The 24,380-nt window shown below is 76.0% G+C and carries 24 protein-coding genes; 5 read left to right on the forward strand and 19 right to left on the reverse strand.

Annotation, left to right across the window (positions count from 1 at the left end):
- Positions 1-28: 28 nt before the first annotated feature.
- Both ACI8AC_RS02955 and ACI8AC_RS02960 read right to left on the reverse strand, forming a co-directional pair.
- Complete coding sequence (locus ACI8AC_RS02955) at positions 29-2,521, reverse strand: xanthine dehydrogenase family protein molybdopterin-binding subunit (RefSeq protein WP_456895018.1); 2,493 nt, start codon at positions 2,519-2,521, stop codon at positions 29-31.
- Positions 2,518-3,039 (reverse strand): (2Fe-2S)-binding protein, encoded by a 522-nt coding sequence (locus ACI8AC_RS02960; protein WP_456895019.1) that lies wholly within the window; start codon positions 3,037-3,039, stop codon positions 2,518-2,520. Before ACI8AC_RS02960 ends, ACI8AC_RS02955 begins: the two co-directional genes overlap by 4 nt.
- 309 nt (positions 3,040-3,348) lie before the next feature.
- On the opposite strand from ACI8AC_RS02960, the gene ACI8AC_RS02965 reads away from it, so the two are divergent.
- The gene (locus ACI8AC_RS02965) at positions 3,349-4,350 is read left to right on the forward strand and encodes an iron-siderophore ABC transporter substrate-binding protein (protein ID WP_456895021.1); all 1,002 of its coding nucleotides are present in this window, start codon (positions 3,349-3,351) and stop codon (positions 4,348-4,350) included.
- Positions 4,351-4,367: 17 nt separating this feature from the next.
- Here ACI8AC_RS02965 and ACI8AC_RS02970 read toward each other — a convergent pair whose 3' ends face one another.
- The 8 genes from ACI8AC_RS02970 to ACI8AC_RS03005 all read right to left on the reverse strand — a co-directional run bounded on the left by ACI8AC_RS02970 (position 4,368) and on the right by ACI8AC_RS03005 (position 12,654).
- Entirely contained in the window at positions 4,368-5,573 is a 1,206-nt protein-coding gene (locus ACI8AC_RS02970; RefSeq protein WP_456895023.1) for an MFS transporter, read from the reverse strand.
- Between the two features lie 78 nt (positions 5,574-5,651).
- Positions 5,652-6,974, reverse strand: coding sequence for a GAF domain-containing protein (locus tag ACI8AC_RS02975; protein ID WP_456895025.1), 1,323 nt, complete (start codon positions 6,972-6,974; stop codon positions 5,652-5,654).
- Between the two features lie 239 nt (positions 6,975-7,213).
- Positions 7,214-8,656 carry a mycofactocin biosynthesis glycosyltransferase MftF gene (mftF, locus tag ACI8AC_RS02980; RefSeq protein WP_456895027.1) on the reverse strand — a complete coding sequence of 481 codons (1,443 nt, stop codon included), beginning with the start codon at positions 8,654-8,656 and terminating at the stop codon, positions 7,214-7,216.
- Positions 8,653-9,195: a cysteine hydrolase family protein gene (locus tag ACI8AC_RS02985; protein WP_456895029.1), complete on the reverse strand. Its 543-nt coding sequence runs from the start codon at positions 9,193-9,195 to the stop codon at positions 8,653-8,655. The genes mftF and ACI8AC_RS02985 overlap by 4 nt, the downstream gene beginning before the upstream one ends.
- 35 nt (positions 9,196-9,230) lie before the next feature.
- The gene (locus ACI8AC_RS02990) at positions 9,231-9,863 is read right to left on the reverse strand and encodes a hypothetical protein (protein ID WP_456895031.1); all 633 of its coding nucleotides are present in this window, start codon (positions 9,861-9,863) and stop codon (positions 9,231-9,233) included.
- 65 nt (positions 9,864-9,928) lie between these two features.
- The gene (gene mftE / locus ACI8AC_RS02995) at positions 9,929-10,624 is read right to left on the reverse strand and encodes a mycofactocin biosynthesis peptidyl-dipeptidase MftE (RefSeq protein ID WP_456895033.1); all 696 of its coding nucleotides are present in this window, start codon (positions 10,622-10,624) and stop codon (positions 9,929-9,931) included.
- A 119-nt stretch (positions 10,625-10,743) separates the two neighbouring features.
- Positions 10,744-11,622 carry an ABC transporter permease gene (locus tag ACI8AC_RS03000; RefSeq protein ID WP_456895035.1) on the reverse strand — a complete coding sequence of 293 codons (879 nt, stop codon included), beginning with the start codon at positions 11,620-11,622 and terminating at the stop codon, positions 10,744-10,746.
- A gap of 30 nt (positions 11,623-11,652) precedes the next feature.
- On the reverse strand, positions 11,653-12,654 hold the full coding sequence (locus tag ACI8AC_RS03005) for an ATP-binding cassette domain-containing protein (RefSeq protein WP_456895037.1): 1,002 nt from the start codon (positions 12,652-12,654) through the stop codon (positions 11,653-11,655).
- A gap of 29 nt (positions 12,655-12,683) precedes the next feature.
- Between ACI8AC_RS03005 and ACI8AC_RS03010 the strand changes: the two genes are divergently transcribed.
- Complete coding sequence (locus ACI8AC_RS03010) at positions 12,684-13,361, forward strand: TetR/AcrR family transcriptional regulator C-terminal domain-containing protein (protein ID WP_456895039.1); 678 nt, start codon at positions 12,684-12,686, stop codon at positions 13,359-13,361.
- Between the two features lie 21 nt (positions 13,362-13,382).
- Here ACI8AC_RS03010 and ACI8AC_RS03015 read toward each other — a convergent pair whose 3' ends face one another.
- Complete coding sequence (locus ACI8AC_RS03015; protein ID WP_456895041.1) at positions 13,383-15,311, reverse strand: mycofactocin system FadH/OYE family oxidoreductase 2; 1,929 nt, start codon at positions 15,309-15,311, stop codon at positions 13,383-13,385.
- A 37-nt stretch (positions 15,312-15,348) separates the two neighbouring features.
- Here ACI8AC_RS03015 and ACI8AC_RS03020 point away from each other — a divergent pair, with 37 nt between their 5' ends.
- Positions 15,349-15,723 (forward strand): YchJ family protein, encoded by a 375-nt coding sequence (locus ACI8AC_RS03020; RefSeq protein ID WP_456895043.1) that lies wholly within the window; start codon positions 15,349-15,351, stop codon positions 15,721-15,723.
- 71 nt (positions 15,724-15,794) lie between these two features.
- A complete protein-coding gene (locus ACI8AC_RS03025) occupies positions 15,795-16,463 on the forward strand; it encodes a pyridoxamine 5'-phosphate oxidase family protein (RefSeq protein WP_456895045.1) in 669 nt (222 codons plus the stop codon).
- Here the strand turns inward: ACI8AC_RS03025 and ACI8AC_RS03030 are convergent.
- The 8 genes from ACI8AC_RS03030 to mftA form a co-directional block, all read right to left on the reverse strand.
- Entirely contained in the window at positions 16,417-17,250 is an 834-nt protein-coding gene (locus ACI8AC_RS03030; RefSeq protein ID WP_456895047.1) for a mycofactocin-coupled SDR family oxidoreductase, read from the reverse strand. The two genes, ACI8AC_RS03025 and ACI8AC_RS03030, sit on opposite strands and share 47 nt — an antisense overlap.
- A 20-nt stretch (positions 17,251-17,270) precedes the next feature.
- Positions 17,271-18,098 carry a mycofactocin-coupled SDR family oxidoreductase gene (locus ACI8AC_RS03035; protein ID WP_456895049.1) on the reverse strand — a complete coding sequence of 276 codons (828 nt, stop codon included), beginning with the start codon at positions 18,096-18,098 and terminating at the stop codon, positions 17,271-17,273.
- Between the two features lie 11 nt (positions 18,099-18,109).
- Positions 18,110-18,946, reverse strand: coding sequence for a mycofactocin-coupled SDR family oxidoreductase (locus ACI8AC_RS03040; protein WP_456895051.1), 837 nt, complete (start codon positions 18,944-18,946; stop codon positions 18,110-18,112).
- 96 nt (positions 18,947-19,042) lie between these two features.
- Positions 19,043-19,864 carry a mycofactocin-coupled SDR family oxidoreductase gene (locus tag ACI8AC_RS03045; protein ID WP_456895053.1) on the reverse strand — a complete coding sequence of 274 codons (822 nt, stop codon included), beginning with the start codon at positions 19,862-19,864 and terminating at the stop codon, positions 19,043-19,045.
- A 32-nt stretch (positions 19,865-19,896) separates the two neighbouring features.
- Positions 19,897-21,882 (reverse strand): mycofactocin system FadH/OYE family oxidoreductase 1, encoded by a 1,986-nt coding sequence (locus ACI8AC_RS03050; protein WP_456895072.1) that lies wholly within the window; start codon positions 21,880-21,882, stop codon positions 19,897-19,899.
- Entirely contained in the window at positions 21,843-23,072 is a 1,230-nt protein-coding gene (mftC, locus tag ACI8AC_RS03055) for a mycofactocin radical SAM maturase (RefSeq protein ID WP_456895055.1), read from the reverse strand. Before mftC ends, ACI8AC_RS03050 begins: the two co-directional genes overlap by 40 nt.
- Before the next feature lie 36 nt (positions 23,073-23,108).
- The gene (mftB, locus tag ACI8AC_RS03060) at positions 23,109-23,420 is read right to left on the reverse strand and encodes a mycofactocin biosynthesis chaperone MftB (protein ID WP_456895057.1); all 312 of its coding nucleotides are present in this window, start codon (positions 23,418-23,420) and stop codon (positions 23,109-23,111) included.
- A 35-nt stretch (positions 23,421-23,455) separates the two neighbouring features.
- Entirely contained in the window at positions 23,456-23,569 is a 114-nt protein-coding gene (gene mftA, locus ACI8AC_RS03065) for a mycofactocin precursor MftA (RefSeq protein WP_117378871.1), read from the reverse strand.
- Positions 23,570-23,724: 155 nt separating this feature from the next.
- Here mftA and mftR point away from each other — a divergent pair, with 155 nt between their 5' ends.
- Positions 23,725-24,315, forward strand: coding sequence for a mycofactocin system transcriptional regulator (mftR, locus tag ACI8AC_RS03070; RefSeq protein WP_456895060.1), 591 nt, complete (start codon positions 23,725-23,727; stop codon positions 24,313-24,315).
- Positions 24,316-24,380: the final 65 nt, after the last annotated feature.

A 24,380-nucleotide genomic window follows, 5' to 3' on the forward strand; every position in this document is an offset into this window, starting at 1 on the left:
CCTCCAGCAGGGGTCGGGGCGAGGACGGTCACGAAATCCCCCCGGGGTTCGACGCGGGGGTGGAGACGCCGGCGGTGGACTCGGTGGACGCGCCGCCGTAGGCGGTGGTGCCGGCCGCGGCACGGTCGCCGCCGTCACCGCCGGTCTGGAGGGCCCGCCACACCCGCTCCGGGGTCAGCGGCATGCGGATGTCGGTCACGCCCAGGTGCCGGACGGCGTCCAGCGCGGCGTTCACGACGGCCGGCGTGCTGGCGATGCAGCCGGCCTCCCCGACGCCCTTGGCCCCGATCGGGTTGCTCGTGGCCGGGTGCACCGTGTTCCCGGTGTCGAAGTGCGGCAGGTCGGCGGCCGAGGGCACCAGGTAGTCGACGAAGGTGCCGGTGGTGAGGTTGCCGTCGGCGTCGTAGACGGCCTCCTCGTACAGCGCCTGGGCGATGCCCTGGGCCAGGCCGCCGTGGACCTGCCCCTCCACGATCAGCGGGTTGACGATGGTGCCGACGTCGTCGACGCAGGCGTACTTGCGGATCTTCACCATCCCGGTCTCGGTGTCGACCTCCATGGCGCAGATGTGCGTGCCGTGGGGGAAGGAGAAGTTGACCGGGTCGAAGGTCGCGTCGGCGTCGATGGAGGGTTCGACGTCCTCCGGGTAGTTGTGCGCGGCGAAGATGGCCAGGGCCACCTCCTGGATGCCGATCCCCGCGCCCGGGGTGCCCCGCACCGAGAACTTCCCGCCCTCGAACTCCAGGTCGTCCTCGCTGGCCTCGAGCAGGTGGGCGGCGACCTTGCGGGCCTTGGCGATGACCTTCTCCGCGGCCTTGACCACCGCGGTGCCGCCGACGACCAGCGAGCGGGACCCGTAGGTGTCCAGGCCCTTGGGGGCCACCTGGGTGTCGCCGTGCAGGACCTCGACGTCCTCGAAGGGGACGCCGAGGGTGTCGGCGACCAGCTGGCTCCACGCGGTCTCGTGGCCCTGCCCGTGCGGGGTGGAACCGGTGACGACCTCCACCTTGCCGGTGGGCAGCATCCGGATGGACGCCGCCTCCCAGCCGCCGGCTCCGAAGGACAGCGAGCCGAGCACCCGGGACGGCGCCAGGCCGCACATCTCGGTGAAGGTGGAGAACCCGATGCCCAGCTGCACCGGGTCGCCCGACTCGCGGCGGCGGCGCTGCTCGGCGCGCAGCTCGTCGTAGCCGATGAGCTCGAGCGCCTGCTGGGTCGCGGCGTCGTAGTCCCCGCTGTCGTACTCCAGCCCGGCGACCGTGGTGTAGGGGAACTCCTCGGCCTGGATCCAGTTCTTGCGGCGCAGCTCGAGGGGGTCCATGCCCAGCTCGACGGCGAGCTCGTCCATGATCCGCTCGATGGCGAAGGTGGCCTCGGGCCGGCCGGCGCCGCGGTAGGCGTCGGTGGGCACCTTGTTGGTGAACACGCCGTCGCACTCGAAGCGGAAGGCCGGCACCTTGTAGATCGCCGGGTACATCAGCCCGCCCAGCGCCGGCACCCCCGGGGTGATCAGCCGCAGGTAGGCGCCCATGTCGGCGAGCAGCCGCACGCGCAGGCCCGTGATGTTGCCCTCGCGGTCGCTGGCGATGTCGACGTACTGGATCTGGTCGCGGCCGTGGTGGGCGGTCATGAGCGACTCGCTGCGGGTCTCGGTCCACTTGACCGGCTTGCCGAGCCGCCGCGCCACGAGCAGCGCGAGGACCTCCTCCGGGTTGACCTGCAGCTTGCCGCCGAAGCCGCCGCCGACGTCGGGGGCGACGACGCGCAGCTTGTGCTCCGGGACGCCGGTCACCATCGCCAGCATCACCCGCAGGATGTGCGGGATCTGGGTGGCCGACCACATGGTGAAGTTGTCGCCCTGCGGCTGGACGACGACCGACCGCGGCTCCATGAAGGCCGGGATCAGCCGCTGGTTGACGAAACGCCGGCTGACCACGACCTCGGCGTCGGCGAGGGCCTGGTCGACGTCCCCGCCGGTGCCGGCCTCGGCCGAGTCGAAGACGAAGTGGTAGCTGGTGTTGGACTCGGTGTGGTCGTGGCAGAGGTCGGCCTCACCCTTGACGGCCTCCTCCATGTCGAGCACGACCGGCAGCAGGTCGTAGTCGACGTCGACGAGCTCGACGGCGTCGGCGGCGGCGGTCCGGCTCCGTCCGATGATCACCGCGACGGCCTCGCCGACGTGGTTGACCTCGTGCACGGCCAGCGACGGGTGGCCGGGGTTGACCATGTCCGGGGTGACCGGCCAGGCGCAGGGGATGGAGCCCTGCTCCTCGGCGAAGTCCTGGCCGGTGAAGACGGCGACGACGCCGGGGGCCTCCTTGGCCGCGCTGACGTCGACGCTGCGGATCTTCGCGTGCGCCACGGGGCTGCGGACGACGGACATGTGCAGCATCCCGGGCAGCACCATGTTGTCGGTCCAGGTGGTCCGGCCGGTGATCAGCCGGGCGTCCTCCTTGCGCCGCCGGGCACGGCCGACCTCGCGGGCCGGCGCCTCGGCGGACGGTTCCTCGATGAGGGTCATGCCTGGGCTCCCGTCGTCTCGGGCGCGGACATCTGGCCGGCGGACGTCCGGCCGGCCATCTCGCCGGCGGCCTGGCGGACCGCGCGGACGATGTTCTGGTAGCCGGTGCAGCGGCAGAGGTTGCCCTCGATGCCCTCGCGGACCTCGCTCTCGCTGGGGTCCGGGTTCTCCTTGAGCAGGTCGACCGAGGCCATGATCATCCCGGGGGTGCAGAACCCGCACTGCAGGCCGTGCATCTCGTGGAAGGCCTTCTGCACCGGGTGGAGCGTGCCGTCCTCGGCGGCCAGGCCCTCGATGGTGGTGACCTCGCTCCCGTCGGCCTGGACGGCCAGCACGGTGCAGGACTTCACGGCGGCGCCGTCGAGGTGCACGGTGCACGCGCCGCAGTTGCTGGTGTCGCAGCCGATGACGGTGCCGACCTTGCCGAGCTGCTCTCGCAGGTAGTGGACCAGCAGGGTCCGGGGCTCGACCTCGTCGGTGTAGGTCACCCCGTCGACCCGCACGGTGATCTGGGACACGAGTCCTCCGCTTCTCTGCAGGGGCGTGGCGGACGAGCGCCACCTGCTGCGGAGTCTGCCGAGGCAGGAGTGACTTAGGCCACGCTTACCTGCGCGGCGACGGCTTCCGGTGCCGCGTATGCGGGCGCGGTGCCGGCACTGGACCCTCAGGTGCGCAGGTCAGCCCTCGTGGGCGGGGCGGATCCGCGCCCCGGGGCAACGTTGCAGCGCCGTTGCAGCACCGCGCCCGCTCCTCCCCCGGCACCCTCGTGCCCCGTCGGCGAGCCCGGTGTAGTTAGGTGAGCCTGTCCTACTGGATTGGAGTCCCCGATGACCCGACGCCCCGCCGCCCTCGGCGCTGCCCTGCTCAGCGCCGCCCTCCTCGCCGGCTGCGGCTCGACCTCCGACGAGGAGGTGGGCGACGCCGCCGGCGGCACCTCCGCCACCGGCTCGGGGGACGGCGCGTTCCCCGTCACCGTCGACACGGCCTTCGGCGAGGTGACGGTCGAGGAGGAGCCGCAGCGGGTGGTCGCGCTCGGGTGGTCGGACGCCGAGACCGCCCTGGCCCTCGGGGTGGAGCCGGTCGGGGCCAGCGACTGGCTGGGCTTCGGCGGCGAGGGGGTGGGCCCCTGGGCCGGGGGCCGCTACGACGAGGCGCCGGAGCTGGTCGACACCCTCGAGCCCAGCCTCGAGGCGATCGCGGCCCTGGAGCCCGACCTCATCCTCGACACCCGCTCCGACGGGACCCAGGAGCGCTACGACCTGCTGAGCCAGATCGCACCGACCGTCGGCCAGCCCGAGGGCGTGGGCCCGTACCAGACCACCTGGCAGCAGCAGCTGGAGCTGGTGGGCGAGGCGCTCGGGCGCGGCGACGAGGCCGCCGACCTCGAGGCCGACCTCGAGCAGCAGTTCGAGGACGCGCGCGCGGAGCACCCGGAGTTCGAGGGCACCGAGGTGGCCGTGGGTGCCTACACCTCCGAGGGCTTCGGCGCCTACGTGCGCGGCGACGCCCGGGTCGACTTCATGGAGTCGCTGGGCTTCGTCAACAAGCCGGCGATCCAGGAGCTGGCCGGCGAGAACTTCTTCATCCCGGTGAGCGACGAGGAGGTGGGCCTCCTCGACGCCCCGCTGACCGTGGTCTTCCCGATCTTCGTCGAGGCCTCGGAGATCACCTCGAACCCGGTGTGGCAGACCCTGCCGTCGGTGCAGCAGGGCGACGCGCTCGTGCTCGAGGACGAGGAGCTGGTCAGCGCCTTCTCGAGCGGCTCCGTGCTCGGCATCGAGTACGCCCTGGACAACGCCGTCCCGCTGTTCGCCGAGACCCTCGGCTGAAAGCGGAGCCTCCGCATTCACCGGGCCGGCGCGGGCACCGCCCGCGCCGGTCCGGCCGCGATCTCCCGCCGCCGCAGCACCGCCGAGGCGGTGAGCACGAGCAGGCCGAACGCGGCCAGCCCCGCACCGACCCAGGCGGGGGCGGTCCAGCCGAGGCCTGCGGCGATCACCAGCCCGCCGAGCCAGGCACCCAGCGCGTTGGCGGCGTTGAGCGCCGAGTGGTTGAGCGCCGCCCCCAGCATCCGGGCCTCGCCGGCCACCTCCATGAGCCGCAGCTGCAGGCAGACGACCAGGACCGACGCCGTGCCGGCCAGGGCGACGATGGCGGGCACCAGCGCGGCCGGCTCCCCGGCCACGAGGCCGACGGCGGCCAGCAGCACCCCGACCGTGGCCATGGCCCCGACCAGGGAGCCGAAGAGCGCCCGGTCGGCGAGCCGCCCGCCGAGGACCGTGCCGAGCACCCCGCCCGCCCCGAACGCCAGCAGCACCCACGGCACCGCACCGCGGGGCAGACCGGCCACCTCGGTGCTCAGCGGCGCGACGTAGCTGTAGACGGCGAACATGCCGCCGAAGCCGCCGGTGGCCACCAGCAGCGTGAGCAGCACCTGCGGCCGTCGCAGCGCGGCCAGCTCGGTGCGCACCCGCGCCCCGCCCTCCCCCGGGGACGGCGGGACGACCAGCAGCACCGCCAGCAGGGTGAGCACCGCCAGGGCGCCGACCGCCCAGTAGGCCGCCCGCCAGCCCAGCTGCTGGCCGAGCCAGGTCGCGGCCGGCACGCCCGCGACGGTGGCGACGGAGAGGCCGAGCATCACCGAGCTGACCGCCCGGCCCCGGGCGTGCGGGGGGACGAGGGAGGCGGCGACCAGCGAGGCCACGCCGAAGTAGGCCCCGTGCGGCAGGCCGCTGACGAACCGGGCCAGCAGCAGGCCGGTGTGGCCCGGTGCCAGGGCGCTGCCCACGTTGCCGAGCAGGAACGCCAGCATGAGCCCGAGCAGCAGGCCCCGGCGGGGCAGCCGCGCGCCCAGGCTCGCGATCACCGGGGCGCCGACGACCACGCCCAGCGCGTAGGCGGAGATGACGTGGCCGGCCGTCGGGACGTCGACGCCCACGCCGGCGGCGATGTCGGGGAGCAGGCCCATGGTGACGAACTCGGTGGTGCCGATGGCGAACCCGCCGAGGGCGAGCGCGGCGACGGCGAGGGCGACTCGGCGGGGGTGCTCCACGTGCCGGTGGCAAGGCCGGGCGGCTCCGCGGCATTCCCTGGGACGCCGACCGCGCGGGCACGCCCGGGACGCCGCCCGCTACGCGAGCGGGGCCCGCGGGGTGCGGCGCAGCCGGTGCAGGTGGGCGGCCACCGCGGGGCGGCGCGGCGAGCCGGCGGGCAGCCACTCGAGGCAGGTCTGCCACACCGCGACGTCGTCCTGCGCCTCGGGCAGCCGGCTGTAGCGCAGCAGCAGCTCCGGACGGCGGCCGGCCAGCACGGCCTGGCGCAGCGACAGGGACAGCCGGCCGCGGGCGCGGACGACGCCGGGGGCGGTGGAGCGGGGCAGCACCGGCCCGGGGTAGCGCTCCAGGGCGGGGCCCACCGCGCCCCGGGCGAGCAGCCGGCGCACCGCGTCGAGGTCGGTGTCCAGCGGGCCCAGCAGCCGGTAGGGGCGCGAGCCGACCAGCTCGGGGCCGACCAGCCGGCGCAGCCGGGAGAGCTCGGCGCGCACGGTGACCGCGGCGGCGTCCCCGGCGTGGCACTCGGCGGCGAGCTGCTCGGCGGTGCGGCCGGTGCCGGAGGTGGCGGCCTCGGCCAGCAGGAGCAGCAGCTCGGAGTGGCGCAGCGACAGCTCGACCGACGCCTGGGGGCGCACCAGCCGGGCCCGCTCGCGGCCGAGCACCTCCAGCCGGGGCACCAGGGACCGGGCGGCCGCGGGCGGCGGCGGGGCCGGGCGGGCCAGCCGCTCGCGGTGCAGCCAGCGCAGCTCGGACTCCACGGCGGCCACGGTGGCGCGGACCAGCGTGAGCACGTGCGGGCTGGCCACGTGGTCACCGCCGGTGACGTCGATGGCGCCGAGCAGCACCCCGGTGACCGGGTCGTGCACGGGTGCCGCCGAGCAGCTCCAGGGCTGGACCGGCCGGCGGTAGTGCTCGCTGCCGTAGATCTGGACGGCGTGGTCGACGGCGAGCGCGGTGCCGGGTGCGTTGGTGCCGGCCACCTCCTCGGACCACCGGGACCCCTCGACGAAGTGCATGGTCTCGGCCCGGGCACGCAGCCGCCGGTCGCCCTCCACCCAGAGCATCCGGCCGGCGGCGTCGGTGACCGCGACGATCATCCGGTCGGCCTCGGCGTCGGCGACCAGCAGCCGCCGGATCACCGGCAGCACCGGCGCCAGGGGGTGGGCCTCGCGGTAGGCCACGAGGTCGTCGTCCAGGAGCTCGACCGGCGGCGCCCCGCCGTCGGGGTCCACGCCGCTGCCGAGGCTGCGCCGCCAGGAGTCCCAGACCACGGCGCGCACCTGGTCGCCGGCGGGGGCGCCGCGGGTGACCAGGGCCTCGTGCGCGGCGCGCAGGCGGCGGGTCAGCAGCGGGTCGGGGCGGCCCTCGGGCAGGGCCAGCCACGGGTTGACCGTGGTCACCGCGTCGTGCCCGGGCGCTCGCTCATGTCACCCCCATCGTGACCTGTCCAGGGCGTTCGCACCACCAACCCGGTCGCGTGCACCCGGTCCTCCGACGATCAGGTGACCTGGTCGCCGGAGGACCGGGCCCACCACGGCCCCGTCCAGGGCACCGCCCCGAGCGGAGCGAGGGGTGGGGAGGACGGGGTCCTTCGACGGCGACGGCGAGCCAGGAGGTCCGGGACACGGCCTGGGTGGCGTCAGCGGCGGCGGCGCGGGAGGGACGGCGGGGCCGCGGGCAGCAGCGCCCGGGGGTCACGGGCCCGCCAGGCACCGGCCCACAGACCGGCGCCGTAGGCGAGGTCCTCCAGGCGGCGGGCGGCCGCGAAGCGCAGCAACCCGACGTCCCGGCGGTGCGCCCGGCCGGCCAGCAGCCCGTCGGCCACCGCGGCGGCGACCACGACCCGGCGGGCCCGCCGGGAGGCCAGCGCCGCCACCAGGGCGAGCGGCCAGTGGTGCCGGGTCACCGCGCGGGCCAGCGTGCGGACGGCGGCCGCGCTGCCCCGCAGCACGAGAGCGGCGGCCAGGCCGACCGGCGGGCGCCCCGCCGGACCGGCCAGCCGCGGGGCCAGCCGGGCGGTGGCGGCTCCGAGCACCCCCGCCGCGGCGAGCAGCCCGGACCGGCGCCCGGTGAGCGCCAGCGCGCAGGCCGCCGCCGTCCAGGGCGAGACCACCACCGGGGCGACCGCGGCGCCGTGCCGGGCGGCCAGCAGGGCGGCGCCGGTGCCGTAGAAGGCCCGCCGGCGCAGCCAGTCGCGGGCGCCCGCGGGGTGCTCGTGGGCGACGGTGGCGGCCGGTTCGTAGCGCACCCGCCAGCCGGCCGCGGCCAGCCGCCAGACGAGGTCGACGTCCTCGGCGACCAGCATGGACTCGTCGAACCCCGCACCGAGCGCCGCCCGGCGGGCCAGCAGCGCCGCGCTGGGCAGGTAGGAGACCGCGGTCCCGGGTGCCACGGGCGCGGGGTCCGGGCCCATGTCCAGGGCGCTCACCGCGGTCTCGTAGCGGGCGACGAACCCGGCCGGCTCCCCCAGCGCGGTGATCCGGGGCGCGACGACGGCCAGCCGCGGGTCGGCGGTGTGCCGCAGCAGCGGGTCCAGCCAGCCGGGCCGCGGCACGCAGTCGGAGTCGAGGAAGGCGACGAGCTCCGTGGTGGCGGCGGCCAGCCCGGTGTTGCGGGCGGCGGCCGGGCCGCGGGTGACCGCGTGGCGCAGCACACGGGCGCCGGACTCCCCGGCCACCGCCCGGAGCGCGGCGGGGTCGGCGGACCCGTCGTCCACCACGAGCACGGGGACGCCGGCGGTGGCCGGGTCGGCGCGCAGCGCGGCGAGCAGCCGGGCCAGCTCGGCGGCCCGGTCGCGGACCGGGACGACGACGGTGATCTCCGCGGCCGGCGAGCCGCACAGCGAGGGGTGGGCGAGGCCGGCGTCGAGCAGGCGGGCGGCCAGCGCCGCGGTCGCCGCGTCCCGCACCTCGAGCCGGTCGCCGGCCACGAGGGCCTGCGCCCGGGGCAGCAGCCGGACCAGCCGCAGCGGCGAGCCGCCCAGGAGCACGGTGCCGCCCTCGCGTCGGCGGGTGCGCGGGTCCAGGCGGACGACGAAGCCGTCGGGGAGCCGCCCGGCCGGCGGCCCGGGGACCGCGGTCATGCCGCGGCGAGCACCTCGGCCGTGGTGGTGACCTCGACCAGCGGGGCGTAGCACCCCAGGATCCGCATCGTGTCGGCGTGCGCCTCGTCGCTGGCCCCGGCGCACGCGTCGGAGACCACCCGCACGTGGACGCCGGCGTCGGCGGCCGGCAGCACGGTGGAGAGCACGCAGCAGTCGGTGGCCACGCCGGCCACCGTCAGGGGCCCGTCACCCACCACGCGGGCCACCTCGGGCACCCACTTGCCGAAGGTCGGGGCGTCGACGACCGTGCGACCGCCGGGGTCCTCGGAGAGCTGGAAGAGCGGGATCGCGTGCGGCCGGGTGAAGTAGTCGTACTGCCGGTAGTAGTCGGCCCAGGCGCCCTCGGGGTGCTCGGGGACGACGAAGCGGGTGAACACGACCCGCTCGCCGAAGGCCCCGACCAGGGACCGGACGCGGGGTCGGATGTCGTCGAAGCGGGGCGTCGTCCAGGGGGACGTCGGGTCGCGGAAGACCTCCTGGTAGTCGACGACGAGCAGCCACCCGGCAGGAGAGCCCATGCCCGGAACCCTAACCACGGGCCGGGCGGCCCCGGTCAGGGGCGGCGCGCCTGGCTCTCCCGGTACGACCGGGCGCGGACGGCGCGGAACAGGGCGACCGGCTGCAGGTCGTCGGCGCCCACCGTGGGCCGGAACCGGAGCCCCTCCGCATCGGGGTCCGGGAGGGCCGCGCCGAGGGTCAGGCCGCCCCACCGCCGCCAGCGCCCGGCCACCGGGGCGGCCAGCAGGTCCCAGCCCGCCCCGGTGGCGTCGCGCCGCGCGCCGAGCACGACCAGGCGCCCGCTGCCGGTGCGGTGCGGCAGCACCGCGGAGAAGGTCCGGCCCAGCGGCTCCGGGAGGAAGACGTGGCGCAGGCCGGGCGGGCTCCCGGCGGTCGTGACGAGGACGTCCAGCGGCCCGCCGTCCCCGCCCTGCCCGTCGAACCGGATCGCCAGGCCGACGACGTCGGGGAGCGGCTCGGGCAGCCCGACGGCCCGCGAGACGCGGACCACGACCTCGTGGCGGCCGGCCTCGTCGAGCACGCGGGCACCCCAGGATCCACCGCCGTCGGTGACGACCACGCCGGTGTGCGCGCGCCCCCGGGGGTGGACGACGCGCGCACCGCGCAGCGCCGTGCCGAGGGCGAGGGCGGACGCCGTCGCGGCCCGGGGGAGCGAGAGGAGGTCCATGCCGCCCGGCTACCCCGGGGGCCGGGCGGCGACCCCTGGGCCGCGCAGGAGGTGGGACGCCGTCCTCAGCCCCGCAGTCGCCCGCCCGGGTCGACGTCCCACCGCGCGACGGCACCGGCCAGCCGCTCGGCGAGGTCGCCGAGGAGGGCCGCGCCCTCCTCCGCCGAGGCGCCGCGCGGGTCCCCGAGCACGCCGGTGGGGCTGACCGCGCGCACCCCCTCCTGGCGCAGCCGGGGCAGGACCTCGGCCAGCGGTGCGGTCTCCCCCGCCACCGCCTGCTCGAGGCGCACCGACCCCGGTTCCACGTGCAACATCAGCGCGGTCTCGGTGCGCCCGGCGTGCGGGTCGGCGCCGGCGACCGCGCACGGGAACCAGGCGACGTCCCGGCCCTCGGAGCGCAGCAGCGGGACCGCGGCCCGCAGGGCGTCGAGGTTGCCGCCGTGGCCGTTGACGACGAGCAGGCGGCCGGCCCAGCGGCAGGCCGAGCGGCCGTACTCGACGAGCAGCCCGGCCAGCGCCTCGGTGCCGATCGACACGGTGCCCGGGAAGTCCTCGTGCTCGCCGCTGGCCCCGTAGGCGAGCGCGGGGGCCAGCAGCGCGCCGGGGAGGTCGTCGACGGCCGCCTCGGCGACCGCGCAGGCGACGGTGGTGTCGGTGGCCAGCGGCAGGTGGTGGCCGTGCTGCTCGACCGCGCCCAGCGGCACCAGCAGCAGCGGGCGCTCGGGCAGCTCGGGCCAGACGGCACCGGCTAGTGAGCTCACCGACGGCACCCTACCGAGGCCCCGTCCCCGGTCCCGCGCCGCGCCCCCGGGACGCGCTGGAACGGCCACCCTCCGGGGCCCTGCGCCGAGCCTGCGAGGCGTGGGGAAGGGTGGTCCTCCTACTCGGTGGTGCGGAAGACCCGGGCGGCGAGGGTGACCAGTCCCAGCGTCAGGACGGCCACGGTCAGCAGCTGGACCCCGACCGGCACCTCCCAGCCGGCCCAGGTGATCACCGGGACCAGGCGCTCCTGCTCGGCCGCCGACAGCGCCAGCCGGTCGAGCACGAAGGAGCGCATCGGCTGCACGACGTAGGTCAGCGGGTTGAGCTTGGTGAGGACGGCGAGCCAGTCCGGCAGCCCGGCGATCGGGAACAGCGCCCCCGACAGGAACATCATCGGCATGATCAGCAGCTGGCTGACCGGCATCGCCGTCTGGATGGTCTTGATCCGGGTGGAGAGCAGGACGCCCAGCGCGGTGAGCAGCAGCGAGCCGAGGAACAGGCAGCCGGCCAGCTGGAGGAGCAGCACCGGGGCGTAGGGGATGCCGACGGTGCCGGCCAGCGCGAGGAGCAGGAGGCTCTGCACGGTGGCGACGACCGCGCCGCCGAGGCACTTGCCCCAGATGATGGCGCCGCGGGAGATGGGGGCGACCATCATCTCGCGGAGGAACCCGAACTCCCGGTCCCACACCAGGCTGATGCCGGCGAACGCCGCGGTGAACAGCACCGAGGTGGCCAGCACCCCGGGGAAGAGGAAGGTCCGGAAGCTGGTGTCGCCGCCGGTGTCGACGATGCTGCCCAGGCCGGTGCCCATGACGAAGACGAACAGCAGCGGCTGCAGCAGCATGGTGAGGATGCGGGCCCGGTCCTGCCTGAGCCGCAGCAGCTCGCGGCGCATCACCACCCAGGTGGCGCGCACCTCGTGCCCCGCGTCGCTGCGCACCTCGGTGAGCAGCTGCGGTTCGGCGGCGGGCGGGACGGCGGTGTCGCGGGTGGTCACGCTGCGTCCTCTCCCGGGGAGCGGGTCATGTCATCGCCTCCCGGCGAACGGGTTCGTCGGGGCCTGGGGGCCCTCGGAGTCACGGATCGTGCGGCCGGTGTAGGTCAGGAAGACGTCGTCCAGGCTGGGCCGGGTGACGGTCACCGAGCGGATGCCGACCCCCAGCTCGGTGAACAGCCGGGGTACCACCGCGGCCCCCTCGGCCACGGCGAGGGTCACCTGCCCCTCGTGCATGCCGGCCTCCACCCCGAGCCGCTCCCGGACCCGCGTGATGGCCAGCTCGTCGTCGTCGGTGCGCAGCGCGATGCGGTCGGTGCCGACGCTGGACTTCAGCGCCTCCGGCGTGTCCTCCACGACGATCTCCCCGTGGTCCATGATCGCGATGCGGTCGCAGTGCTCGGCCTCGTCCATGTAGTGCGTGGTGACGAAGACGGTGATGCTGGTGTGCTCGCGCAGCCACGCCAGGTGGTCCCAGATGGCGGCGCGGGTCTGCGGGTCCAGGCCGATCGTCGGCTCGTCGAGGAAGAGCACCTGCGGGGCGTGGACCAGGCCGCGGGCGATCTCCAGCCGCCGCTTCATGCCGCCGGAGAACTTGTCGACCCGGTCCGAGCGGCGGTCGGCGAGGGCGACCATGTCGAGCACCTCGGCGATGCGCCGGTCGGCCTCCGGGCGGGAGAGACCGTAGAGCTCGGCGTGGAAGCGCAGGTTCTGCTCGGCGGAGAGCTGCAGGTCCAGCGTCTGCTGCTGGAAGACCAGCCCGATGCGGCGGCGCACCTCGCTGCGCTGCCGGACGACGTCGAAGCCGGCGACGCGGGCGGTGCCCGACGTCGGGTTCCGGATGGTGCAGAGCATCTCGATGGTCGTGGACTTCCCGGCGCCGTTGGGGCCGAGGAAGCCGTAGGTCTGCCCGGCCTCGACCCGCAGGTCGATGCCCTTCACCGCTTCGACCACGGAGTCGCCGGCCGGGTAGGTCTTGCGGAGACCGGCGACCTCGATCGCCGGCTCTCTAACGGCGTTAGACACAGCGGCCACCGTCCTCTTACACCGTTAGGGTGTCAAGCGTGAAACCGGGGACGGCGACGGAGCGGCCGGGGGTGACCCGCGAGGCCGTCGTCGGCGCCGCCCTCGACCTGCTCGCCGAGGGCGGCCTGGAGGCGGTCTCGTTCCGCCGGGTCGCCGCCCGGCTCGGGGTCTCCGGGCCGACCCTCTACTGGCACGTGGAGAACAAGCGGCAGCTCATGGACCTCATGGCCGAGGAGCTGCTGCGCCGCACCGGGCGGGTCTACACCGGCCCGGAAGAGGGCCAGCCCTGGTGGGAGTGGCTGCGCGAGGACGCCCGGCGCATGTTCACCGCGCTGGTCGCCACCCGGGACGCGCCGCGGGTGGTGGCCGGCAACCGGCCCAGCCCGGAGAGCTTCGCCGGCATCGAGCGGGTGCTCGGCGTGCTCGTGGAGGCGGGCCTGCGGCCGGGCGAGGCGCAGCAGGCGCTGTTCGCGCTGGGCTCCTACGTGATCGGCAGCGCCGTCGAGTGGCAGGCCGAGGCCGACCGGGAGCGCACCCAGCCCCCGGCCCCCGCGGTCGAGGACCCCACCACCCGGCGCGCCTGCGCCCTGGCCGGGCAGCCGCTGCTGCTGGCCGCGATCACCGAGCTGATGCGCCATCCGCACGGTGCGGCCTTCGAGTTCGGCCTGGACCTGCTCGTCGAGGGCCTGCGCGCGCGGTACGCCCCGGACGCCTGACCCGCCGGCCCCCTCCGGCGGCTACAGCGCCGCGCCGACCCGCTCGCCGTCCCGGGTGGCGGCCGAGGCGCGCCGGGGCGCCACGCAGTCCCCCACCCGGTGCACCTCCGGGCCGCCGTCCCCGGGCGCGCGGCACAGCTCGCGCCACAGCGCGTCGTCGGCCACGCCGGGGGCGGCCACCACCACGGCGTCCACCTCCCGCGCGTGCACCGCGCCGGTCGGGTGGTGCAGCAGCGCGACCGTGCCGCCGTCCACGGCGGTCACAACCACCTCGGGGGTGAGCCGGATCCCCAGCCCGCCGGCCCGCCGGCGCCAGCGCGGCAGCTCCAGCAGCGGCCCGAGGTCCTGCCCGACCGCCAGCGCCGCGGTCACCAGCTCCACCCGGCAGCCGCGCGCGGCCAGCAGCTCGGCGACCGAGGGGGCCGCCGCGCCGCCGAGCTCGTCGACGACCAGCACCCGCCCGGCCGGCCGCACCCGCCCACCGAGCACGTCCCGGACGTCGACCGCCCACGCGGGCGGGGCCGGCCGCGCGCCGGTGGCCAGGACGACGGCGTCCGGCGCCGCGTCCAGCACGTCCGCGGCGGTCGCCCGGACGCCGGTGCGCACCGCCACCCCGGCCCGCACGCACTCCGCCGCCAGGTCCTCGACCAGCGGGAGGAGCCCGTCCCGGCCGGGGGCGGCGGCCGCCGTCCGCACCGCCCCGCCGAGGACCGTGGCCTGCTCGAGCAGGGTCACCGCGTGGCCGCGCTGCGCCGCGGTCGCCGCCGTCCGCAGCCCGGCCGGGCCGCCGCCGACGACCAGCACCCGCCGCCGGCGAGCCGGCGCCGGCAGCGGCGCCTCCCGCCCGGCCCGCGGGTTGGTCACGCAGCCGAGCGCCCGGCCGAGCCCCACCGCGCCGACGCACTCCTGGTTGCAGCCCAGGCACCGGCGGATCTCCCCCGCCCGGCCGGAGAGCGCCTTGGCCGCCCAGGCGGGGTCGGCGACCTGGGCGCGCACCGCCCCGACCAGGTCGCAGTCCCCGGCGGCCAGCGCGGCCTCGGCCTGGTCGGGGGTGAGGAAGCGGCCCACCCCGATGACCGGGACGTCGACGGCCGCGCGCACCGCGGCGGCGAACGGGCGCGCGTAGCCGGGCGGGGTGGTCATCGGGGGGACGACGCGGTGCAGGGTCGCGGTCGCCACGCCGACGGTGGTGCTCACCCAGTCGACCAGCCCGCGCCCGGCCAGCAGGCGCGCGGTGGCCGCCGCCTCGGCCGCCGTCGTCCCGCCGTCCGCGCCCTCCTCGTCGGCGAGGCGGACGCCGACCGCCCGCTCGGGCCCCACCGCCTCCCGCACCGCGGCGAGCACCTCGGCGAGGAAGCGGACGCGGTTCTCCAGCGACCCGCCGTAGCCGTCGGTGCGCCGGTTGGTCGCACGGGAGAGGAACTGGCGGGCCAGGGCCGACTGGGAGGCCTGGACCTCCACCCCGTCGAAACCGGCCGCGGCGCAGTGCCCGGCGACCGCGGCGAACCCGGCGACCAGCCGGCGCAGGTCGGCGTGCGTGGCCTCGCGCGGCACCTCCCCGAACAGCGGGTCGGGCACCGGGGAGGGGGCGAGCACCGGCGCGCGGGTGTGCAGCCCGTCGGACTGCCCGCCGTTGTGGTTGAGCTGGGCGACCACCGGGACGCCGTGCGCGTGCACCGCGTCGGTGACCGCCCGCCAGGCCGGGACGACGGCCGGGTCCCACCCGCGGACCAGCTTCTCGTAGGGCCGGTCGGCCGGGTCGACGGTGGACTCCTCCACGACGACCAGGCCGGCGCCGCCGGCGGCGCGGGCGGAGGAGTAGGCCGCGTGGCGGGCGGTGGGCAGGCCGTCCTCGGCGAAGTTGGTGAGGTGGGCGGGGAAGACGACCCGGTTCGGCAGCCGCAGCGGCCCCAGCCGCACGGGCGCGGACAGCAGCGGGTACCGGGTCACCGCACCTCCCGCCGCCGGCCGAGCAGACTCGGGCAGCATGACGCCCCGACGCTGCCCGTGCGGCACCGGCCCGCCCCACGACGACTGCTGCGGCCGGCTGCACGCCGGCGCGCCGGCGGCCACCGCCGAGCAGCTGGTGCGCGCCCGGTACAGCGCCTTCGCGGTCGGGGACGCCGGCTACCTGCTGGCCACCTGGCACCCCTCGACCCGCCCGCGCACTGTGGACCTGGACCCGGCCGTCCGCTGGACCGGCCTGGAGGTGCTGGCCACCACCGGCGGCGGCCTGCTCGCCGCTGAGGGCACCGTCGAGTTCCGGGCGTCCTACCTCGTCGACCGGGAGCCCGGTGCGCAGCACGAGGTCAGCCGGTTCGTGCGGGACGGCGGCGCCTGGCGCTACCTCGCCGCGCGGTAGCCGGGGTTCGCGGGCGGCCCGGCCGGGCACCGGTCGGGCGGCATCCGATCCCGCACGAGAGGACGACGCACGTGAGCGCCGAGGACACCCGCAAGGTCGCCGAGCTGATCAAGGGCCAGGAGGTCGGCTTCCTGACCACCACCACGCCGCAGGGGAAGCTCACCAGCCGGCCGATGGCGCTGCAGGAGGTCGGGTTCGACGGCGACCTGTGGTTCTTCGCCGAGCAGGGCTCCGACTGGATCGGCCACGTCGAGGCCTCACCTCAGGTCAACGTCGGCGTCGGGTCGGGCGGGACCCGGGTGTCGCTGAGCGGGCACGCCGTCGTCGTCCACGACGTGGAGAAGAAGGAGCAGCTGTGGAACTCCGGCGTCTCGGCCTGGCTGCCGCAGGGCGCGGAGGACCCGTCGGTGGTGCTGGTGCGCGTCGAGGCCGACACCGCCGAGTACTGGAACTCCCCCGGCGGTCGGCTGGCGACGGCCTTCAGCTTCGTCAAGGCCACGGCGACCGGCAGCGGATCTCCTCGGACAACGAGATCGTCGACCTCTGACCGCGGCCGCCCGGGACGAGCAGCGGGCCCGGGGCGAGCGCGGGCAAGGGCAGCGGGCCCGGGGGGAGCGCGGAAGAGGAAGCCGTGCCCGCGTCAGGGGCGCCCCGACGCGGGCACGGCTTCCTCGACCCGGGCGCGCCGCGGCCTCAGCGGACGGTGTAGCCGGCGTCCACCGGCAGGGTCACGCCGGTGATGTAGCGCGCCTCGTCCGAGACGAGGAACAGCATCGCGTTGGAGATGTCCACCGGGTCGACGTAGGCCACCGGCAGCGGGTGCAGCGTCTCGAACAGCTCGGTGAACTTCTCCTTCGTCGGCTCGGGGTCGTCCGGCGTGAACAGCCCCCACGTCTTCGGGTTCTGGATCATCACCGTGTCCACGCCGGTGGGGTGCACGGTGTTCACCCGGATCGCCTGCTTGCCGAACTCGTTGGCCAGCGTCCGCATGATGCCGATGACGCCGTGCTTGGCGGCCGTGTAGTGGACGGTGTTCGGCGTCCCCTTGAGCCCGGCGGTCGAGCTGGTGATGACGATCGACCCGCCGCCACCCTCGATCAGGTGCGGCAGCGCCACCTTGCAGGTGTTCCACACGCCGGTCAGGTTGATGTCGATCATCTCCTGCCAGGCGCCGTCGGTCAGCTCCAGCGACGGCGCCAGCTCGAAGACCCCGGCGTTGGCCAGCACGATGTCCAGCCGGCCGAGCTGGGCCACCCCCTCGTCCACCGCGGCCTTGAGCGCGCCGGAGTCCCGGACGTCGGCCTTGGTCGCGACGACCCGCCGGTCGAGGGCCTCGACCTGGCGGACGGTCTCGGCGAGGTCCTCCTCGGTCGCGGGCGGGTACATCTGGATCGACTCGACCGGCCCGGCGAGGTCGACGGCGATGATGTCGGCCCCCTCCTGGGCCAGCCGCACCGCGTGGCTGCGGCCCTGGCTGCGCGCCGCGCCGGTGACGAAGGCGACCTTGCCCTGCACCCGTCCTGCCATGACATCCCCTCTCGATGCGGTCACTTGGTGATCCAGCCGGCGTCGACCCGGTGGGTGGTGCCGGTGACGAACCGGCCGGAGTCGTCGGCGGCCAGGTAGAGCACCGCCTCGCTGACGTCCTCGGGCTGCACCCAGGGGGTGGCCAGCAGGTTGAGCTCCTGGAACACGCCGCTGACGTCCTCGCGGGTCGGGTGCTCCAGGTCGGGCCGGAAGAGCCGGTAGACGTTCTCGTTCTGGATGAGCGGGGTGTCGACGTTGGTGGGGTGGATCGAGTTGACCCGGATCCCCTCGGGCGCGAGCTCCAGCGCCAGGCTGCGCATCAGGCCGACCACCCCGTGCTTGGCGGCGACGTAGGAGGCGACGTTCGCCATGCCGCGCAGACCCAGCGCCGAGCTGACCAGGACCAGCGACCCGCCGTCCCCGGTGGCCCGCAGGTGCGGGACAGCGGCCTTGGCGGTGAGGAAGACCCCGGTCAGGTTGGTCTCCAGCATGTCCCGCCACTCCTGCGCGGGGGTGTCGGCGACCTCGTGCGGCGGGACGCCGATGCCCGCGTTGGCCACGGCGCAGTCGAGCCGGCCGAGCTGGGCGACCCCCTCGGCCAGGCCGGCGGTGAGCGCCTCCTCGTCGGTGACGTCGGCCTGGAAGGCGACCATCCGCCGGTCGAGGGCCTCGACCTGGCGGACGGTCTCGGCGAGCTCCTCGGGCGTGGTCACCGGGGCGGTCGCGCTCGGGATCGGCCCGCAGACGTCCACCCCGATGACGTCGGCGCCCTCCCGGGCCAGGCGGACCGCGTGGCTGCGGCCCATCCCCCGCCCCGCGCCGGTGACGAAGACGACCTTGCCCTGCATCCGGCCGGGCACTACTTGACCACCGACCCCGCGTCGACGGGCAGCTGCACCCCGGTCACGTAGCGGGCGTCGTCACTGACCAGCCACACGACGGCGTTGCTGATGTCGGCCGACTCCACCCACGGGATCGGCAGGGCGTTGAGGCCCTGGAACAGGGGTGCGACGTCGTCCCGGGTGACCTGGTCCTCGGGCTTGTCGGGCACGAAGTTCCCGTAGGTCTCGCGGTTGTGGATCATGTCGGTGCTGACCGCGGTCGGGTGCACCGAGTTGACCCGGATCATGTCCGGCGCCAGCTCGTTGGCCAGCGTCTTCACCAGGCCGACCACGCCGTGCTTCGCGGCGACGTAGTGCGCCAGGTTGGCCAGCCCCTTGATGCCGGCCGTCGAGCTGGTGAGCACGATCGCCCCGCCCTGGCCGTGGGCGCGCAGGTGCGGGACGGCGGCGCGGACGGTCTTGAACACCCCGGTGAGGTTGATGTCGATCATCTCGTCCCACATCTCGTCGCTCAGCTCCTCGACCGGCGCGAAGCTGGCGATGCCCGCGTTGGCCAGCACGACGTCCAGCCGGCCCAGCTGCGCGACGCCGTCGTCCACCGCCGCCCCGAGCGCCGCGGTGTCGCGGACGTCGGCCTGCGTGGCGACGATGCGGCGGTCCAGCGCCTCGACCTGGCGCACGGTCTCGGCGAGGTCCTCGGGCGTGGCCATCGGGTAGCCGACGGTGGGGACGTCGGCGCAGCGGTCGACGGCGATGACGTCGGCGCCCTCCTGCGCGAGGCGGACCGCGTGGCTGCGGCCCTGCCCGCGCGCGGCTCCGGTGACCAAGGCGACCTTGCCCTCGAGCTTGCCCATGGGGACCCTCCGCGGTCGTGTGACGGGACGCACACAAACTATGCGGAGGTTATGCCGCCGATCAACCCTGAGCCGGGTGGACGCCGCCGGGAACGGCTACCGCACGCAGAAGCCGGCGTCGACGGGCAGGGTGACGCCGGTGACGTAGCGCCCCTCGTCGCTGACCAGCCAGGCGATGGCGTTGCTGACGTCGACCGCCTCGATCAGCTCGACCGGCATGAGGTTGGCCAGCATCCCGGCGGACTCCGCGTTCGCCGCCAGCCAGTTCTGCAGGACGTCGTTCTCCACCATGGGGGTGGCCGCCCCCGTCGGGTGCACGGTGTTTACCCGGATCCGGTGCGGCGCCAGCCAGTGCGCGAAGCTGCGCATGAGGCCGACGACGCCGTGCTTGGAGGCGGCGTACGCGGTGACCGCGCCGCTGCCGTCGCCGCCCCGGCCGGTGAGCCCCTGGGTGGAGCTGGTGAGCACGATCGAGCCGCCGTCGCCCTGCTCGATCATCCGGGGGGCGGCGACGTGCACCGTGTTCCAGACGCCGGTCAGGTTGACGCCGATGACGTCGTCCCAGGTGCGGGAGGGGTCCTCCTCCGGGCTGCCGGCCGCGGAGATGCCGGCGTTGGCCAGCACGATGTCGACCCGGCCGAGCTCGGCGACGCCGTCCTCGAGGGCGCCGCGCAGGGCGGCCACGTCGCGGACGTCGGCCTGGCGGGCGACGATGCGGCGGTCGAGGGCCTCGACCTGGCGGGCGGTCTCGGCGAGGTCCTCCGGGGTGGCCATCGGGTAGGCGATCGTGTCCATCTGCGCGCACAGGTCGACGGCGATCACGTCGGCGCCCTCCCGCGCCAGGCGGACGGCGTGCGTGCGGCCCTGCCCGCGCGCGGCTCCGGTGATGAACGCGACCTTGCCGTCCAGCGTGCCCATGCCCACTCCTCCGCGGCGCCCGGTGACCCGGGTCACACGCTAGGAGGGGCCCGGTGCACCGGCCACCCGTGCCCGGCGGCGAGCAGGGCGACCGCCGCCCGCCGCCCTTCCTCGACCGCTTCCCGCACGGTGCGCGGGGCGACGACGTCCCCGGCCGGCCGGAGCCCCGGGGACGCGTCGGGAGGCGCGGCTCCCGGCAGCAGCGGCCCGGCGTCGACGAGCACGGCGCACGGCAGGACGCGCTCAGCGCCCGACCAGCGGTCGGCGACCCGCGCCCGGCCCCCGGCGGCGGAGCGGAGCACGGCCGCGGTCTCGCGCCGGACCCCCGCGCGGGCCAGCCGGGCGTTGGCCGGGGCGAGGTCGCCGCCGAGCCGGGCGCCGGCCACCTCGTGCGGCGTCACCAGGGCGACCTCGCGGCCGGCGGCGGCGAGCAGCTCGGCCACCCCTACCCCGGCCGGCCCGCCGACCGGGTCGTGCACCACGACCGGGCCGGGGGCCGGCACGGCCCCGTCGAGCACCGCCGCGGCGGTCACGGCCTGCACGCCGGGCCCGACCGGGACGGCGGGCGGCCGCGGGCGGGCGCCGGTGGCGAGCAGGACCGGTCCGTCCGGCCGCGTGGGGCCCTCGACGCCGAGCCGGACCCGGACGCCGAGCCGCTCGCACTCGGCCACCAGCCACCCGGCCAGGTCGGCGAACCGCGCCCGGCCGGGCAGGGCGGCCACCGTGGCCAGCCGGCCGCCGAGCCGGTCGGCGCGCTCGACCAGCTCGACCCGCGCCCCGGCACCGGCGAGCACGCGGGCGGCCTCCAGCCCGGCCGGCCCGCCGCCGACGACCTGGACCCGCAGGCCCCGCCCGGCGCCCCGCTGCCCGCCCCCTCCCGCGGCCCCCTCGGCCTCCTCGGCCTCCCGGCCGCTGGCCGGGTCGACGGTGCAGCCGACCACCGGGTTGCGGACGTCGCGGACCTGGCAGGCCTGGTTGCACAGCGTGCAGGGCCGCGGGGCGGACCCGCCGCGGACCCGGGCGACGAGCGCCGCGTCGGCGATCTGGGCGCGGGTCATCTCGACCGCGTCGGCGACCCCGTCGTCCAGGGCGGCCTGGGCCGCGGCCGGGTCGACGACCGAGCCCTGCAGCACCACCGGGACGCCCCCGGCCGCGGCGCGCACCGCGCGGGTGAGCCCGAGGTTGAACCCGGGCGGCTCGTTGCCGTCGGGCCGGTACGCCGACGTCGCCGGCCCGCTGCCGCGGACCACGACGAGCAGGTCGAGCAGCGGCGCCAGCCGGGCGACCGCGGCGGCGGCGGACGACGGGGTGATCCCGGCCCAGGGCGCCTGCTCGTCGCACGACAGCCGCAGCGCCAGCACCCGGCCGGCCCCGAGCTCGGCCCGGACGGCCACCAGCACCTCCTCGAGCAGCCGCAGCCGGTCGGTGCCGTGCGCGTCGGTGCGGGTGTTGGTCAGCCCGGAGGCGAACTGGCGCAGCAGCGACCGCGGGCCGGCGTCCACCTCGACCCCGTCGGCGTCCGCGGCGACGGCGGTCCGCGCGGCCGCGGCGGAGCCGGCCACCAGCGCCTCGAGCTCCGGCCGCCCCATGACCGCCGGGACCTCGCGGGTGACGACGTCCGGCACCGCCGAGGCGCCCCAGAGCGCCGTGCCGGTCCAGGCCGAGGACCCTTGCGCGCCGGTGTGCCCGAGCCCGGCGAGGACCAGCGTTCCGTGCGGCCGGCAGGCGGCGACCACGGCGGCCCAGCCGGGGCCGCACCCCGCGGCCAGGGGGCTGAGCTCGTAGGGGTGGTCGGACTCGTGCACCGAGGCGGTCTCGGTGACCACGATCCCGCAGCCGCCGGCGGCGCGGCGGGCGTAGTAGGCGGTGTGCCGCGCCGACAGCGCCCGGCCGCGGCCGAGGTTGGTCTCGTGCGGGCCGAACAGCACCCGGGAGGGCGCCGTCCGGCCCGCGAGGACCAGGGGGTCGGTGAGCCGGGTCAGCGCAGGCCGAGGCCCGCGAGCGGCGACTCGTCGCAGATCTTGCCGGGGATGGACGGCATGCCGAGCAGCGTGGGCTGGCCGCGCACCGGGCCGGTGTGCGAGTGGTCGACGGAGCTCTTCGGCATGACCGTCGAGGCGTCGCGGGCGGCGAGCGCGGACTCGCCGTACCCCTGCACGCACTCGGGGTCGGGGCCGTCCAGCGGCAGGCCGGTGAAGAACTTGGCCGCCATGCACCCGCCCCGGCAGGCGTCGAAGTGGGCGCACTTCGTGCAGGCGCCGCCGGTCTGGGGGCTGCGCAGCTCGGCGAACAGCTCGGAGGACTGCCAGACCCGCTGGAAGCCGCCCTCGTCGCGCACGTTGCCGGCCAGGAAGTTCTCGTGGATGGCGAACGGGCAGGCGTAGACGTCGCCCACCGGGTCGATCAGGCAGACCACCCGGCCGGCGCCGCACAGGTTCAGCCCGGGGAGGGCCTCGCCGTAGGCCGACAGGTGGAAGAACGAGTCACCGGTGAGCACCCGGTCGCCGTTGGCCAGCAGCCAGGAGTAGAGCTCGCGCTGCTGCTCCTGGGTCGGGTGCAGCTGGTCCCAGACGTCGGCGCCCCGACCGGACGGGCGCAGCCGGGTGATCCGCAGCTGGGCGCCGTACCGGTCGGTCAGCGCCTTGAACGCGTCGAGCTGGGAGACGTTCTCCCGGGTGACGACGACGGAGACCTTGAAGTCCCTCATCCCGGCCTCGGCCAGGTTCTCCAGCGCCCGGATCGCGGTGGCGTAGGAGCCGGTGCCGCGGACCCGGTCGTTGACCTCGGCCGTGGCGCCGTCCAGGGAGATCTGGACGTCGACGTAGTCGGTGCGGGCCAGCTGCGCGGCCCGCTCCCGGTTCAGCTTCACGCCGTTCGTGGAGAACTTGACCCCGACGTCGTGGCCGATGGCGTAGTCCAGCAGGTGCCAGAAGTCCGGCCGGACGGTCGGCTCGCCGCCGCCGACGTTGACGTAGAAGACCTGCATCCGCTGCAGCTCGTCGATGACCGCCTCGGCCTCGGCGGTGGACAGCTCGCGGGGGTCGCGCCGTCCGGAGGAGGACAGGCAGTGCGCGCAGGCCAGGTTGCAGGCGTAGGTGAGCTCCCAGGTCAGGCAGATCGGCGCGTCGAGCCCGTACTCGAACTGGTCGATCAGCCGGCCGCCTTCCGGACGCGGCGTGGTGGGGCGGGACGGCAGGACGGCGGTCATGCGGCGTTCTCCTGGGAGCTCAGCGCGGGTGGTGGCTCAGCGGGGTTCGATCATCTGGGAGCGGGCGAGGTCGGCCAGCGCCTTGACGTAGGCGGGTCGCTGGGCCTCGGGGACCCCGCACGCGACGAGGGTGGCCTCGGCGCTGGGGTGCTCGGCCAGCGCCTCGACGACGGCGACCAGCGTCCTCGACTTCAGGAAGGACAGCTTCCGGTTGCCGAAGTGGTAGACCAGCGCGCCGAACGGCTCGGGGCGCAGCGCCACCGAGCGGGCCCGCCGCCAGGGCAGGGCCGGGTCGAAGTCGGGGGCGGCGCCGCCGCCCGGCGGGGGAGCGGCGCCGGCGTCGCTCATCGCGGTGCTCGCCGGCGCCGCCGCGGGGGCGTCGATCAGTACACCCCGCACATGCCGTCGATGGAGACCTCCTCGACGAGGGACTCCTCGACCAGGGTCTCCTCGGCGGCCGGGGCCTCGGTGGTCTGGGTCTCGGTGGTCTCGGGCACGGGGCCTCCCTGTGATCGGGGTTACGGGTGGAGCGCACGTTAGTGACACCCAGTGCCACGGGCAACAGCGGTTCCGGCGCGCCGCGACCACCCGGCCGGGCGAGGTGTCGCGTCGTCCCGCCTCGGCGGCTGCCGGGTGGCGCAAGATGGGACCCGTGACCTCCCTGCTGCCCGACGCGCGGACCGACACCCGGGCCCGCGTGGAGCAGGTCGCCCTCGACCTGTTCACCCGGCGCGGCTTCGAGCAGGTCACCGCGGACGAGATCGCCGAGGCCGCGGGCATCAGCCGGCGCACGTTCTTCCGGCACTTCGCCACCAAGGCCGACGCGGTCTGGGGCGACTTCGCCTCCCACGTGGCCCGGCTGGACCGGCTGCTCGCGGCCGCGGTCGGCCAGCCGGTGCTGGCCTCGATCTGCGCCGCCTACGTGCAGGTCAACGACTACGCGGCCGAGGACCTCCCGGTGCTGCGCCAGCGGATGACGATGATCCTCCGGGAGCCGGCGCTGCAGGCGCACTCGCAGGTGCGCTACGCCGACGTCGACCGGGTGGTGGCCCGCCACGTCGCCGGGCGCACCGGCGAGCGCCCCGAGGCGCTGCTGCCCCGGCTGGTGGCGACGAGCAGCCGCGCCGCGGCCACCACCGCGTTCGAGGTGTGGCTGGCCGACGGCACGACGTCCCTGGCCGACGAGCTGCACGCCGCCTTCGCCCAGCTGGCGGCCGGCTTCCCCACCCTCCGCGCGCACTGAACCGGGGCCGCTCCCCGGTGATCAGCTGACCTGGTCGTTGCCGCTCCTGGCTCAGCACCGGTGCT

The organism is Geodermatophilus sp. SYSU D00758 (assembly GCF_054049955.1).